This window comes from Gordonia jinghuaiqii (assembly GCF_014041935.1).
GTDB lineage: Bacteria > Actinomycetota > Actinomycetes > Mycobacteriales > Mycobacteriaceae > Gordonia > Gordonia jinghuaiqii.
In genome coordinates, this window is the sequence record NZ_CP059491.1 from 1,061,888 (window position 1) to 1,074,733 (window position 12,846).

At 67.9% G+C, this 12,846-nt stretch carries 14 protein-coding genes; 7 read left to right on the forward strand and 7 right to left on the reverse strand.

Annotated elements, in window-relative coordinates; translation table 11 throughout:
* Positions 1 to 101: 101 nt before the first annotated feature.
* Together H1R19_RS04690 and H1R19_RS04695 are read right to left on the reverse strand one after the other, a co-directional pair.
* The gene (locus tag H1R19_RS04690) at positions 102 to 320 is read right to left on the reverse strand and encodes a hypothetical protein (protein WP_219850685.1); all 219 of its coding nucleotides are present in this window, start codon (positions 318 to 320) and stop codon (positions 102 to 104) included.
* A gap of 134 nt (positions 321 to 454) precedes the next feature.
* Positions 455 to 679 (reverse strand): BldC family transcriptional regulator, encoded by a 225-nt coding sequence (locus tag H1R19_RS04695; protein WP_219850686.1) that lies wholly within the window; start codon positions 677 to 679, stop codon positions 455 to 457.
* A gap of 283 nt (positions 680 to 962) precedes the next feature.
* Here H1R19_RS04695 and H1R19_RS04700 point away from each other — a divergent pair, with 283 nt between their 5' ends.
* The 6 genes from H1R19_RS04700 (at position 963) to H1R19_RS04725 (ending at position 7,067) form a co-directional block, all read left to right on the forward strand.
* On the forward strand, positions 963 to 1,235 hold the full coding sequence (locus H1R19_RS04700; protein WP_188329746.1) for a DUF4229 domain-containing protein: 273 nt from the start codon (positions 963 to 965) through the stop codon (positions 1,233 to 1,235).
* A gap of 36 nt (positions 1,236 to 1,271) precedes the next feature.
* Positions 1,272 to 2,393, forward strand: coding sequence for an L-cysteine desulfhydrase Cds1 (gene cds1, locus H1R19_RS04705; RefSeq protein ID WP_219850687.1), 1,122 nt, complete (start codon positions 1,272 to 1,274; stop codon positions 2,391 to 2,393).
* A gap of 41 nt (positions 2,394 to 2,434) precedes the next feature.
* Positions 2,435 to 3,124, forward strand: a complete 690-nt coding sequence (locus H1R19_RS04710) for an ABC transporter ATP-binding protein (RefSeq protein WP_188329647.1) — start codon at positions 2,435 to 2,437, stop codon at positions 3,122 to 3,124.
* Positions 3,124 to 5,706 (forward strand): FtsX-like permease family protein, encoded by a 2,583-nt coding sequence (locus H1R19_RS04715; RefSeq protein WP_219850688.1) that lies wholly within the window; start codon positions 3,124 to 3,126, stop codon positions 5,704 to 5,706. The genes H1R19_RS04710 and H1R19_RS04715 overlap by 1 nt, the downstream gene beginning before the upstream one ends.
* 202 nt (positions 5,707 to 5,908) lie before the next feature.
* Positions 5,909 to 6,190 (forward strand): helix-turn-helix domain-containing protein, encoded by a 282-nt coding sequence (locus H1R19_RS04720; RefSeq protein WP_188329649.1) that lies wholly within the window; start codon positions 5,909 to 5,911, stop codon positions 6,188 to 6,190.
* Positions 6,183 to 7,067 carry a Clp protease N-terminal domain-containing protein gene (locus tag H1R19_RS04725; RefSeq protein ID WP_219850689.1) on the forward strand — a complete coding sequence of 295 codons (885 nt, stop codon included), beginning with the start codon at positions 6,183 to 6,185 and terminating at the stop codon, positions 7,065 to 7,067. Before H1R19_RS04720 ends, H1R19_RS04725 begins: the two co-directional genes overlap by 8 nt.
* A gap of 48 nt (positions 7,068 to 7,115) precedes the next feature.
* Here the strand turns inward: H1R19_RS04725 and H1R19_RS04730 are convergent, their stop codons facing one another.
* The 5 genes from H1R19_RS04730 to H1R19_RS04750 all read right to left on the reverse strand — a co-directional run bounded on the left by H1R19_RS04730 (position 7,116) and on the right by H1R19_RS04750 (position 11,158).
* On the reverse strand, positions 7,116 to 7,985 hold the full coding sequence (locus H1R19_RS04730) for a 1,4-dihydroxy-2-naphthoate polyprenyltransferase (protein WP_188329651.1): 870 nt from the start codon (positions 7,983 to 7,985) through the stop codon (positions 7,116 to 7,118).
* 84 nt (positions 7,986 to 8,069) lie between these two features.
* The gene (gene menE / locus H1R19_RS04735; RefSeq protein ID WP_219850690.1) at positions 8,070 to 9,206 is read right to left on the reverse strand and encodes an o-succinylbenzoate--CoA ligase; all 1,137 of its coding nucleotides are present in this window, start codon (positions 9,204 to 9,206) and stop codon (positions 8,070 to 8,072) included.
* Positions 9,207 to 9,226: 20 nt separating this feature from the next.
* The gene (locus H1R19_RS04740; protein ID WP_188329653.1) at positions 9,227 to 9,538 is read right to left on the reverse strand and encodes a DUF3349 domain-containing protein; all 312 of its coding nucleotides are present in this window, start codon (positions 9,536 to 9,538) and stop codon (positions 9,227 to 9,229) included.
* A gap of 88 nt (positions 9,539 to 9,626) precedes the next feature.
* The gene (locus H1R19_RS04745) at positions 9,627 to 9,908 is read right to left on the reverse strand and encodes a hypothetical protein (RefSeq protein WP_219850691.1); all 282 of its coding nucleotides are present in this window, start codon (positions 9,906 to 9,908) and stop codon (positions 9,627 to 9,629) included.
* Positions 9,909 to 9,910: 2 nt separating this feature from the next.
* The gene (locus H1R19_RS04750; RefSeq protein WP_219850692.1) at positions 9,911 to 11,158 is read right to left on the reverse strand and encodes an inorganic phosphate transporter; all 1,248 of its coding nucleotides are present in this window, start codon (positions 11,156 to 11,158) and stop codon (positions 9,911 to 9,913) included.
* A 185-nt stretch (positions 11,159 to 11,343) separates the two neighbouring features.
* Between H1R19_RS04750 and H1R19_RS04755 the strand changes: the two genes are divergently transcribed.
* On the forward strand, positions 11,344 to 12,408 hold the full coding sequence (locus H1R19_RS04755) for an LLM class F420-dependent oxidoreductase (RefSeq protein WP_188329656.1): 1,065 nt from the start codon (positions 11,344 to 11,346) through the stop codon (positions 12,406 to 12,408).
* Positions 12,409 to 12,846 lie beyond the last annotated feature (438 nt).

The following is a 12,846-nucleotide window of genomic DNA, read 5'->3' on the forward strand; positions in this document are numbered from 1 at the left end:
CCTCGCGGAGTGAATGGTGGAATGGACCTTACCCTACCCTTGGGTATGTTCCGAAGAGGCATTCTGAATCCGGTGTCAGGCTGATCGGCGGGCGTCACGCGTCAGAGTTCGTCGCCGTCGGTGCCGTTGGTTCCGCGGGTTTTGTTGTCCAGGTCGCGGAGGAAATCGGGATCATCGTCGGGGCCGACAGGGCCTCGGGTGCGCCCGCGGTGACCGCCGGCCGGAGGCGCGTCGCCGGTGCCGTCGGATTGCGGTCCGAAGGCTCGCCACATCAGGAAACCGATGGCGAGCAGACCGAGAACGGCGAACAGATAAGTCATGGCAACCTCCCGACGACCAGCCTACGTGAGTCGCAGATCGGCCGGTGAGATCTCCGCCGTCCGGTGTCCGATCCGGACCGGCCGGATGAGTCCGGTTCCGCCAGGAGCGAGCGATCCGGCGAGTGGTCGCGAGGTCAGTGGGTGCGACGGTTGAGGAGTGCGACGACGTCCTCCTCGCGGAAGCGACGATGACCACCCGGCGTGCGGATGGAACCGAGGATGCCCGAACTGGCCCACCGGGCGACGGTTTTGGGGTTCACGTTGAACATGGCGGCCACCTGGCCGGGAGTCAGGGTGTGCTGGCTTGCCAGGCCCGGGGTTATATAGGCCGCCTGTGCTGCGGGTTCGATGCTGGTCACGATTCCTCCTGGTGCTTAAGTGCCCGGTCGGTGCGCCGGTGGAGGCGATGCGGCTCGGAACGTGATGGACGAGTTCTTCATGAATACACGCAAATCGCCCAGGTACTCGAACCGTCAGCGGGAGGTAAAGAGCGTGCAAAGCCCTGCGACCTGCGGGGCGGCGACGGGTGCCCAGTACGCTGGAGGCGTGAGTGAACCGCTGGACCCGATCGCAGACTCCGATGACGCTGCCCGGAAAGACACTGCCCGTAGAGACCCCACCCCGTCCGCGGGTGGCCGTCCGATGACTCTGGCGCTCGCCTTGTTCGCCTACACGTTTGCGAGGCTGCTCCTCGTTGTCGCGGTCGCGGCGATCATCCTTTTCGGCGGCCGCCTGGTCGGTGTCGAGGTGCCCTTCCTCGTGGCCGCCGTTTTCGGCGTCCTGATCGCGTTGCCACTCGGCATGGTGCTGTTCAAGACGTTGCGTCTGAAGGTCAACGGCGAGATCGCGGCGCTCGAGGCGAGTCGCCGTTCCAAGCACGACGACCTCCAGTCCCGCCTCCGTGGCGACAACTGATTCCGGCGGCACGGCGATGACGTCGGCCGGGGTCCGATGAGGCCGACGCGGGTCGTCGACCGGCGTGCCGACCGCGCCTGGGCGCAGAACGCCGTCCGCCTGATCGAGGCGGACGCGCGTCGCAGTGCCGACACCCACCTGCTGCGCGTCGCGCTGCCCGCCTGGTCGCGCTGGTCGGGCCCCGGTGGCGAGGAGGGCGTCGACCTGTATCTGAAGGACGAGTCCACACATCCGACGGGCTCGCTCAAGCACCGGCTCGCACGGTCGCTGTTCCTGTACGCGCTGTGCAACGGCTGGGTGGTCTCCGGCACACCGGTCATCGAGGCGTCGTCGGGGTCGACGGCGGTCAGCGAGGCATACTTCGCCGAACTGATCGGCGTCCCGTTCATCGCGGTGATGACCAGGACCACGTCGCCGGCGAAGACCGCCCTCATCGAACGGCACGGCGGGCGTTGCCATTTCGTCGACCATCCCGGCGAGGTGTACACCGAGGCGCTTCGGTTGGAGGCCGAGCTCGGCGGACACTTCATCGACCAGTTCACGATGGCCGAACGTGCCACGGACTGGCGCGGCAACAACAACATCGCCGAATCGATCTTCGCGCAGCTCGCCGACGAGGACCATCCGATCCCCACCTGGATCGTCGTCGGAGCGGGTACGGGTGGGACCTCGGCAACCCTCGGGAGGTACGTGCGCTATCGACGGCACGACACCTGGCTCGCGGTGGTCGACCCGGAGAACTCGGTGTTCCTGCCGGCCTATGAGACCGCCGACGGATCACTCACCGGTGAGGTCGGGTCACGGATCGAGGGCATCGGTCGCCCGCGCGTGGAACCGTCGTTCATCAGCCAGGTCATCGACCGCATGATCGGGGTCCCCGACGAGGCGTCGATCGCGACAGCACGCCGGGTGAGTGACCTCCTCGGCCGACGAGTCGGCGGATCGACGGGCACCAACATGTGGGGCGCGTTCTCACTCGTCGCCGAGATGGTCGCCTCGCGTACCGCCGGAAGTGTCGTGACGCTGCTGTGCGATCACGGGGATCGCTACGCCACCACCTACTTCGACGACACATGGCTCGCTGCACAGTCTTTCGACCTGTCCCCGGCGCAGGATGTGCTCGACGAGTTCTTCGCGACGGGTCGCTGGACACACTGACCCGACCCGGCCCGCAACCCCGGGTGGGCTACGATCCGGGGATGTCGGTGGAACCCCGTGGTGCGCTGGTCGAAGCGGTCGACCTGGTGCGCGAGTACCAGATGGGTGAGGAACGTGTCCGCGCCCTCGACGGCCTGAATCTCTCGATCGAGGGCGGACAGTTCGTGTCCGTGGTCGGTCCCTCCGGAGCGGGAAAGAGCACTCTGCTGCACGTCGTCGGCGCGCTCGACACGCCGACCTCGGGTCGGATCAGTATCGACGGGGTCGACCTGGGCCGACTCGACGACACCGCCGCGTCGGAGTTCCGGCGTCACCGGGTGGGCTTCGTCTTCCAGTTCTTCAACCTCGTACCGACGATGTCGGCGTGGGAGAACGTCGCGCTGCCGCGCCTGCTGGACAACCAGTCGCTGCGCAAGGCCAAACCGCGTGCCGTCGAACTGCTTGCGCGTGTGGGGCTCGCCGACCGAGTCGACCACCGGCCGTCCGAGCTGTCCGGTGGTCAGATGCAGCGTGTCGCGATCGCGCGGTCGCTGATCATGGACCCGACCATCCTGCTCGCCGACGAGCCGACGGGAAACCTCGACTCCAAGACCGGCGAATCGGTGCTCGAGCTGCTCTCGGAGGTCGCCCACGACACCGCCGACCGGCTCGTGATGATGGTGACCCACGACCCCAAGGCCGCCGAGGTCGCCGACACCACGATCACGGTGCGCGACGGAAAGATCGCCTAGTGCCCGGCGATGTCCCGTCAGACCGGCGGGGGAGTGCGGAGCCTGGCCGCGTCGAAGCCCTGATCGCCGGTCTCACCCGTATCCGGTTGCTCAACCTCCGGGAGATCCGGACCCACCGCTTGCGGCTGTTCACCTCCCTCGCCGTGGTGGTCGTCTCGTCGGCGCTGCTCATCGCGGTGCTGGGGACCTACGGTTCGACGTCGGAGTCGGTGCGCGACTTCAACAATGCCGTGTCGGGAACCGCCGACATCGAGGTCGCCGGCATCACCTCGTCCGGCGTCGACCAGTCGCTGGCCGGTGAGATCCGGCGCGATGTCGACGGCGCGAAGGCCGTCGTGCCGATGATCCGGGGATCGGTGGTCATCGACGACTCGTCGGTTCCGCTGCTCGGCTCCGATCAGCGGGTGACCCAGCTGTCGGGCGACCTGCGTGCGGCCGTTGCGCAGGAACAGTCCGGCACGATCGACGTCGACCGTCTCCGCACCGGGGTGTTCGCCGGACCCGGGCTGGGCCTGGAACGTGGCCAGAAGCTGACGGTCAGTGGCGTCGAGGTGGAAGTCCTCGAGGTCATCGACAACGAGCAGGCGGCGCGACTCAACAACGGCCGCTTCATCTTTGCCTACGTCGATCTGGCGCAGCGCCTCGTCGGACTCGAGGGCCGGCTCGATTCCATCCTGATCGTCACCGAGCCGGGGGCGGATGTCGGTGCGGTGCGTTCCGAGATCGAAGGGATCGTGGACGGCCGTGCCGTCGTGGTCGATCCGGACTTCCGGGCCAAGCAGGCCGAGGTCGCGAGTTCGGTGACCCGTGACGCCACGCTGCTGGTCTCGTTGGTGTCGCTGGTCATCGCGGCGTTCCTGGTGTTCAACACCATGAACATGGCGGTCGCCTCGCGGCGCAGATCCCTCGCCATGATCCGGGCGCTGGGGGGCAAGCGATCTCACCTCGTCGGCGACATGCTCGGCGAGGCCGCCCTGATGGGCCTCGTCGGCGGTGTCCTCGGCATCCCGCTGGGGATCCTCGCCGGGCGGGCAGTGATCAGCAGCCTGCCCGAGCCGCCGCCCGACACGGTGGGCACGGTCATCAACTATCACCTGCCGGGGTATGCGCCGGCGGTGGCGGTGATCGCCTGCGTGCTGGCCTGTGTGGCGGCGACGACGCTCGCGGCGCGGTCGGTGTTCTCGGTGTCGCCGGTGGAGGCGATGGCGCCGGTCGAGGTGTCCGACTCGGCTGCCCGCCGGGGTCCCGCGGTGGTCGTCGCCGGGGTGGTGGGTGTCGCCGGAGTGATCGCGGCCTGGGTCATCGTGTCCACCGTCCCGGGGCGGCCGGCCATCCTCGCCGGGGTCTTCTACCTGGTCGGTGCGCTGCTGGTCTGCTTCGCGGTGTCGAAGCCGTTGTCGTGGGCGGTGGTTCGGGTCGCACGCTGGTTCGCCGGACCCGGCCGGCTGGCGTCGGTGAACACCGAGCGGGCGCCGCGACGTGCCTGGGCGACGCTCATGACGGTCGCGGTGGCGATCGCGGTGGGCATCGGAACCTCGGGTGCGTTGGACAACCTGGTGTCGTCGATGTCGAAATCGCTCGACGGTCTGGGCGACCCTGACTTCTATGTGTCCTCGTCGTCGGCGGCGGGTCTTCCGCTGGGGCCGATCCTGCCGGCGTCGCTGGCCGGGGAGGTCGCGGCGGTGCCGGGCGTGACCGAGGTCGTCGGCGGCCAGTGGGCTGCGGTCAACATCGGTGAGAGCAAGGCGAACGTACAGGGCCTGGAGCCCGATTCGCGGGCCCCGTTCATGCGCAAGGCATCTCCCGAGGCGGTGGCGCAGGTTCTGGCCGGCGACGGCATCCTGCTGTCGAATGTGCTTGCGCGCGTTCTCGATGTGACGTCGGGGGACACGGTGGAACTCGCCACGCCGAGTGGGCCGCGGCAGGCCGTGGTGCGCGACACCGTCGACTATGTGTCGCTGGACTCGGGGGTCGCGGCGATGTCGCAGGAGCTGCTGGGGGAGTGGTACGACCGTGCCGGTGACACCTATCTGCAGGTCATCACTGCGCCGGGTGCCGATCCGGAACAGATTCAGCGGCAGCTGGAATTGCTGGTCGCCGACATCCAGACCACCGGAAACAAGCCGATCAGTGTCTACAGTGGCGCCGAGGCTTTGAAGGCGACGCAGGCAACGGTGCAACAGGCGGGCGCCTTCGCGGTGGCGATCCAATGGATCGTCGCGGGTGCGGCGGCGATCGCGTTGCTGAACACGTTGCTGCTGTCGGTTCTCGAACGACGCCGCGAGCTCGGCGTCCTGCGTGCGATGGGTGCGTCACGGAAGTTCATCTCGCGCATGGTCCTCGCGGAGGCGGGTGCGGTGGCGCTGGTCGGCTCGGTGCTGGGAGCCGTGCTGGGCACCCTGATGCATCTGCTCAGCAATGAGATCCTCAGCATCACAACCTCGTTGACGGTGATCTACTCACCGCGACCATCGGCATTGCTGTTCATCGGCATCGCGGTGGCATTGTGCCTCATCGGCGCATTCGTGCCGGCCGTCCGTGCGGCGCGGATGAACATCAGCGAATCGATCCAGAACGAGTGACGTGGGTGAGCGTGCTCTCCGGCTGCCGTGAGCTCGCCCGATCTGCTGGTTGAATCTGCCCGTTCCCCGCGGGATCGTGTTGCTTTCGTGCCCGGCTGCCGGGGGAAGCGCAACACGACTGCGGCATGTCCGGCGCGGACCTCGTGGGTGAGGGCTGTCAATAAATGTTGACAGCGCCATGATGTCAACATAACCTGACATCATGCACGACGACCAGAGCACCGACACCGCACACGACGCACAGAGCGCCGACCTGGCAGGGGACGCTGCGAGCAGCGATCCCGCCCGAGGGCTGGCTGCGGTCCGTGCGCTGCGCACCTTGGCCGACCGGCTCGAAGACGTGCAGGTGGCCAACGCCCGGGCCAACGGGTGGAGCTGGCAGGCGATCGCGGAAGTGCTGCAGATCAGCCGCCAGGCCGTGCATCAGAAGCACTCACAACGTGAGGCCCGCGCAAGTGGGCCAGAAGGAGACACAGATGTTTGAGCGAATCAGTCGCGATGACAAGATGCTGCTGGCTTTCGCCACGCAGGAGGCCGGCGACCTGGGTCACCGGCAGCTGGGCAACGACCACCTGATCCTGGGCATGCTCTGCAACGCACGGAGTCCGCTGTTCGATTTCCTTGCCGACCGGGGACTGACCCTCGCATCGGCCAGGGAAGTGGTGCGTGCGTACCACGCCGACCACGCCGACCCGGCCGATGGCGAATCGTCCTCCGACGACGAGTCGGCCACGCAGCGATACGAAGAAGATCGAGAAGCGTTGCGCAGCATCGGTATCGATCTGGACAAGGTCCGCGAGGCCGTGCGTGGCCGCTTCGGTGAGGACCTCTCCGAGGGCTGGGGCGAGCGCCGCGAGCGGGGTCCCAGGGGACGAGGAGAGGGTCGCAGAGGAGAAGGTCGCAGGGGTCACGGCCGGCGCCACGGGCATGGGCATGGACCGCACCGTGGACGAGGATCGCGCCCCGACTGCGACCCCGCCGTTCTCGGTGCCGGCCCCTGGGGCCCAGGCGGTTTCGGGCCGGGCGGTTTCGGGCCGGGCGGTTTCGGGCCAGGTGGTTTCGGGCCCGGCGGTCCGTTTCCCGGTGAGGGCGGTCCGTGGGAGCCCGGCCGTGGACGTCGGGGACCGCGGGGTCGCGGGTCGCGTCCACGTTTCTCGTCCGACACCCGAGCAGCGTTCGGCAGGGCGATGGAGATCGCCCGCGAACGCGGTGACCGTCAGTTGCGCGCCGAGTACCTCTTGCTCGGGATCATCGACACCGCCGACGACGCGTCGCGCACCCTGATCGAATCGGCCACGACCGCCGACGATCTCCGCGCCGCAGTCTGGGCCGACCTGCCCGAGGTCGACGCCGGGGTCTGATCGGCCGGGGTCTGATCGTCAGAACCGATCAGGCACCTGCGTCGTGACTCAGGGCAGGACGAGCCCGACCGCCGTGAGTACCGCCCACGCCAGCATCGCTTGTCCGGCGGCACCCAGCGACGGGATCAGCGCGGGCCCGACGGCGCCGCTGCGCACAGGGCGGTACGCGATCCACATCAGCGGTGCGGCAAGCAGTCCGAGCAGCGCCCACGGGGTCGCGATCACGAGCACGATGCTCACGACGAGGGGTGCGGCGACCAAAGCGGCGAACAACAGACGAGTGCGCTTGTCGCCCAGGCGGACCGCGAGGGTGATCTTGCCGGATTCGGTGTCGCTGGGGATGTCGCGCAGATTGTTGACCACCAGCACCGCCGTCGAGATGGCGCCGACACCGATCGCGCACACCAGCCCGATCCAGTCGACCCGACCGCTCACCACGAACTGGGTGCCCATCACCGCGACCAGGCCGAAGAACGTGAACACCGCGATCTCACCGAGGCCGATGTAGCCGTACGGTCGCTTGCCGCCGGTGTAGAACCAGGCGCCCGCGATGCAGACGGCGCCGACGACGATCAGCCACCACGCGGTCGTGATCGCGAGGGCGAGTCCGCAGACCGCGCCGATCCCGAAGCACAGGAAGGCGGCCCGTTTGACCGCGTCCGGTGTCGCTGCCCGCGAGCCGACGAGCCGCATCGGGCCGACGCGGTCGTCGTCGGTGCCGCGCACGCCGTCGGAGTAGTCGTTGGCGAAGTTCACCCCGATGATCAGGGCGACCGCGACGAGTAGCGCGAGAACGGCCTTCCACCAGGTGACGTCACCGAGTTCGCGCACCGCGCCGACACCGACCACCACCGGGGCGATCGCGTTGGGCAGGGTGCGGGGACGTGCGCCTTCGATCCACTGCTTCGGGGTTGCCACCACGCCATGGTTTCACGAGGGACGGTCGGCGCCGATGCCGAGTGGCCTCTCGGATCGTCGCCACCGCGACGTGGGGCCTGGCCCTCACGAACCGAATCGGGCCCGCAGTGCGCGACGATCGACCTTTCCCGGGCCACGACGGGGGAGTTCGTCGAGTTCGATGACCTCCCGTGGTGCGGCGTAGCGATCGAGGCGTTCGGCCACCGCGTCGTGAATCCGCTTCGGATCCAGACGTTCCCCGGCGCGGACCACGACGAACGCCACCACCTTCTCGCCCAGCCGGTCGTCCGGCAGACCGACGACGGCGCAGTCGCTCACGGCCGGATCGTCGAGGATCACGGCCTCGACCACCTGCGGCACGATGGTCAGCCCGCCGGTGGAGATCGCCTCGTCGGCCCGGCCCACGATGGTCAGCACGCCGTTCTCGTCGACGGAGCCGAGGTCGTCGGTGCGGAACCGGCCGGGTTCGGCGAAGGCGGGATGGCCGGGCAGATACCGGTATCCGTGCGCGACGACCGGACCGCCGAGCACGACGCGGCCCACACCGTCGGGCCCGGCGTCGACGATGTGCACCTCGACGCCCTCGAGTGGGAGGCCGTCGTAGACGCAGCCGCCCGCGGTCTCGCTCATGCCGTAGGTCGCGACGATCGGCAACCCCTCCGCCAGCGCGCGGTCCCGCAGCGGTTTCGGCGTGGCGGCACCGCCGACGAGAATCGCGTCGAATCCGCGTGAGGCGGCGGTCGCGGCCGGATGTTCGAGGACCTTGATCAGTTCGGTCGGTACGAACGAGGTGTACCGCCGCGGTGCGTCGAACTCCTCGACGGCACGCACGTACGACTCGAGATCGAATCCGGCGCGCATGTCGAGGACGGCGGGGGTGTGACCGGCGGCGACTGCGCGGAGCAGAACCTGCAGGCCGGCGATGTGATGGGGTGCCAGCGCGAGCAGCCAGTTGCCCGGGCCGCCGAGTCGGCGGGCGGTCGCCCGCGCCGAGGCGGCCAGGGTCGCAGGCGAATGCTGCGCGCCCTTGGGTGTTCCGGTGGACCCGGAGGTCGAGATCACCAGCGAGAAGGCGTCGTCGATGGGCTCGTCGGCGCCGAGTGCCGTCCCCAGTTCGGTGGCCGCACGTACGTCGGCGGGAACGGGAAGGACCGTCGTCGAGCCGTCCAGGATTGCCGCGAGGTCGTCGAGGCGTCCGAGGACGTCGGGCGTCGACGGCATCTCCAGGGGCCGCAGAACTCTCAGGACGGGGCCTCGTTGCCGAACGGCCAGCCCGAACCCTCGAGGTGCGCCCTGACCCGGGCGATGTCGTCCTCGTGCGGCAACTCATGGGTGTAGCGCGTGATCTTCACTCCCGCGTCGACCTTCGAGATCGGCTCGGGTGGCGGCGGTGACTCCTGGATGAGCTCCGAGGACACCTGGACGACCTCGTCCTCGCTCAGCTGCCGGCGCAGCAGCGCGACGAGCGGGATGTAGTCACCCTGCGGGACGCCGTCGGGGTAACCGTCGCGCAACCATTCCACGACCCTCGTGAGGAACTGTGGGCGGTCCACGGGCGGATCTCCGTTCTTCGGTGAGCGCACGTCTCCGACAACTGCCGGAACGGTGTGCGTTGGGCGGCCTTCGGCAGTGACGACGATGTCACTTGTACCCGAAGGGGAAGATCTTGATGCCTGTGTAGTAGTAGATCGTCTGCCGGGTGATCCAGAGGATTCCGGTGATGATCACCAGTGCGACGAACCCGTAGATCGCGTAGGCGAGGAGTCGTCGGACCCGGTGTTGCGCGTCCGTTGCCGAACCGCCGTACCCCGCACCGTCCGGAGTCGACTGCAGGCGCATTCCGACGGCGAACAGCGCGGGCAGGCCGGCACCGAGCACCAGCCCGACGATGAGGACCTTGACGATCGCTTCCATGGTCTCCACGGCTACGCGGTCCTCTCCGGGTCGCGCTGCTCGATGATCTCGGCCGGCGTCGTCGGCAGCGGGAGGCCGGGCTCGGCCTCCTCGACCCAGTCGGCGTTGACGTTCTCGGAGTCGACCTTGTTCTGCTGTGCCCGCCAGTACATGTAGGCCGCCGCGGTGACCAGCAGCCCGAAGATCAGGAGCGCCCCCGTCACGTCACCGAGCAGATGGGCAAGGAAGTAGCAGATCGCGCCGACCGCGCCGGCGGCCGGCAGGGTGGTCACCCAGGCGACCGCCATCCGGCCCGCGACCGACCAGCGGACCTGTGCGCCTTTGCGGCCCAGTCCGGAACCCAGGATCGACCCGGTGGCGACCTGGGTGGTCGACAACGCCATGCCTGCGGCGCTCGAGGTGAGGATGATGGCCGCTGATGACGCCTCGGCGGCCATGCCCTGCGGTGAGGTGATCTCGACGAGCCCCTTGCCCAGGGTGCGGATGATGCGCCAGCCGCCGAGGTAGGTACCGATCGCGATCGCCGCGGCGCAGCTGAAGACCACCCAGAAGGGGAGTCCGTGGCTGACGCTCGACGCCTCGAGGTGGCCGGTCGCGATGAGCGCCATGGCGATCACGCCCATCGTCTTCTGTGCGTCGCCGGTGCCGTGCGCGAGGGAGACCAGCGAGGCCGTCGCGATCTGTCCGTACCGGAAGCCGCCCTCCTTGTCGGAGTCGGCGATCTTGCGGGTGATCTTGAAGACCAGCCACGTGCCGCATCCGGCGACGAGACAGGCGATCAGCGGTGCGAGCAGTGCGGGGATCAACACCTTCGAGGTGATGCCCGACCAGTTGATGCCGCCGACGCCGACGGCCGCGAGACCCGAGCCGATCAGGCCGCCGAACAATGCGTGTGAGGAGCTCGACGGCAGACCGAACAACCAGGTGAACAGGTTCCACAGGATGCCGCCGATGAGCCCGGCGAAGATGATCAGCAACGCCGTCGTCGCCGACAACCCGCCGACGAGTTCGCCTGCGTCGGGGCCCGAGGTCTGCTGGATCTCGAGGACGTCTTTGGTGATGGTCGCCGCGACCTCCACCGAGAGGAAGGCGCCGACCAGGTTGAGGATCGCGGAGAGACCGACGGCGACCTTCGGCTTGAGCGCGCCGGTCGCGATGGAGGTGGCCATGGCGTTGCCGGTGTCGTGGAAACCGTTGGTGAAATCGAAGCCGAGGGCCGTGATCACCAACAGCACCAGGATCAGCATCTCGCCGCTCATGTCCCCAATTGTGGGTGCTGGACGCTCAAATTCCTAAATACCTGGCGCAGTTACGGCGAACATCACCCTCCGGTTCCCGGCCTGTCGGCACATCTTCGCAGCGCAAACGAGGTAAGAGCGCACAGCGATCGAACGCTCGGCAGGGCCCTCGGAAACTTCGCCGCGCTGTGGAAGAATCCGACGGCATGACATCGATGAAGCTGGGCATGCCGATCAACTACGCGGGCGACTTCCGCGAGACCATCAACAACCTGGCCGATTTCGAGGCCGCGGGGGTGGAGCGCATCGCCGTACCCGAGGCGTACAGCTTCGACGCGGTGTCCCAGCTCGGTTACATCGCCGCCAAGACCGAGAAGATGGAACTGCAGACGGCGATCCTGCCGATGTTCTCGCGTACCCCCACCAACCTGGCGATGACCGCAGCCGGACTCGACTACATCAGCGGCGGCCGAGCCGTGCTGGGTATCGGCGCCTCGGGCCCGCAGGTGATCGAGGGGTTCCACGGCGTCAAATACGACTACCCCGTGGGCCGGGCGCGCGAGCACGCCGAGATCTGCCGGATGGTCTGGCGTCGCGAGAAGCTCAACTATCAGGGCAAGCACTACACGCTCCCGCTAGACAAGGAGCACGGCGGCTCGGGCCTGGGCAAACCGCTGAAGATCATCAACCATCCGGTGCGCGACAACATCCCGCTGCTGCTGGCCGCCATCGGGCCCAAGAACATCGAGCTCGCCGCGGAGATGTTCGACGAACTGCAGCCGATCCTGTTCCATCCGGAGCACATCGACGCCGCGTTCGGCGAGGCGCTCGCCGCGGGCCGGGCCAAGCGCGACCCGTCCCTGGGCGAGTTGGGCATCGTTGTCCAGGCCACCGCCCGGATCTCCGACGACGCCGAGCAGATCGACAACGCCAGGCAACTCGTCCGCCATCACGCCGCGCTCTACATCGGTGGCATGGGGGCCCGCGGCAAGAACTTCTACAACCAGCTCGCCGTCCGTTACGGATATGTCGAGGAGGCCAAGCTCGTCCAAGACCTCTACCTCGACGGCAAGAAGGTCGAGGCCGCCGCGGCGATCCCAGAGGACCTGGTGAACGCGATGTCGCTCATCGGCTCCAAGTCGCAGGTCGCCGAGCGGGTCGCGGCCTTCCGTGAGGCAGGCGTCACCTGCATTCTCGCCTCGCCGACCGCTCCGACGCACGCCGAGCGTGTCGCCGAGGTCGAGCAGCTGCGGGACGTCTTCGGCGGCTGAGACCCGAGCGATCTTCCGCGGGGTTCACTCCTCGCACTCTGCAACGGCGGCCTGGATTCTCAGGCCGCCGTTGCGGTTTGCGGAGCCGAGTGCTCGGCATTTCCGGCTCGGATTCACCAGAGTTCGACACCCATCTGAGAACGTGAATTCAGCCAATTAACCACATGCGATTTCCGCTTTCCCCGGATTGCGCGGAATGCATTTCTCCATTACACCGCTAATGGTCGTATCGGTGGGCGCGGCCCCAAGTTGTGAGGCGCCAACCCGTCCCATAGGCTCTTGGTATCCGCGCCCGGCACGCAACGGCATTCGCCCAAAAGTGCTGGTGCAGAGATCAACGGTCGATTGCCGGGGAATGCGAGCAGTCGTGGACCCCACCGAAATCGGCGGTTATCGGCGCTTACCGGAGATCGGTAGGCAACGGCCACGTGAGCTCGG

What these genes read in the sequence shown, in the direction of transcription:
- H1R19_RS04690 (WP_219850685.1), bottom strand. Translation starts at nt 320, where the DNA reads ATGACTTATCTGTTCGCCGTTCTCGGTCTGCTCGCCATCGGTTTCCTG.
- H1R19_RS04700 (WP_188329746.1), top strand. Translation starts at nt 963, where the DNA reads ATGACTCTGGCGCTCGCCTTGTTCGCCTACACGTTTGCGAGGCTGCTC.
- cds1 (WP_219850687.1), top strand. Translation starts at nt 1,272, where the DNA reads ATGAGGCCGACGCGGGTCGTCGACCGGCGTGCCGACCGCGCCTGGGCG.
- H1R19_RS04710 (WP_188329647.1), top strand. Translation starts at nt 2,435, where the DNA reads ATGTCGGTGGAACCCCGTGGTGCGCTGGTCGAAGCGGTCGACCTGGTG.
- H1R19_RS04720 (WP_188329649.1), top strand. Translation starts at nt 5,909, where the DNA reads ATGCACGACGACCAGAGCACCGACACCGCACACGACGCACAGAGCGCC.
- H1R19_RS04725 (WP_219850689.1), top strand. Translation starts at nt 6,183, where the DNA reads ATGTTTGAGCGAATCAGTCGCGATGACAAGATGCTGCTGGCTTTCGCC.
- menE (WP_219850690.1), bottom strand. Translation starts at nt 9,206, where the DNA reads ATGCCGTCGACGCCCGACGTCCTCGGACGCCTCGACGACCTCGCGGCA.
- H1R19_RS04750 (WP_219850692.1), bottom strand. Translation starts at nt 11,158, where the DNA reads ATGAGCGGCGAGATGCTGATCCTGGTGCTGTTGGTGATCACGGCCCTC.
- H1R19_RS04755 (WP_188329656.1), top strand. Translation starts at nt 11,344, where the DNA reads ATGACATCGATGAAGCTGGGCATGCCGATCAACTACGCGGGCGACTTC.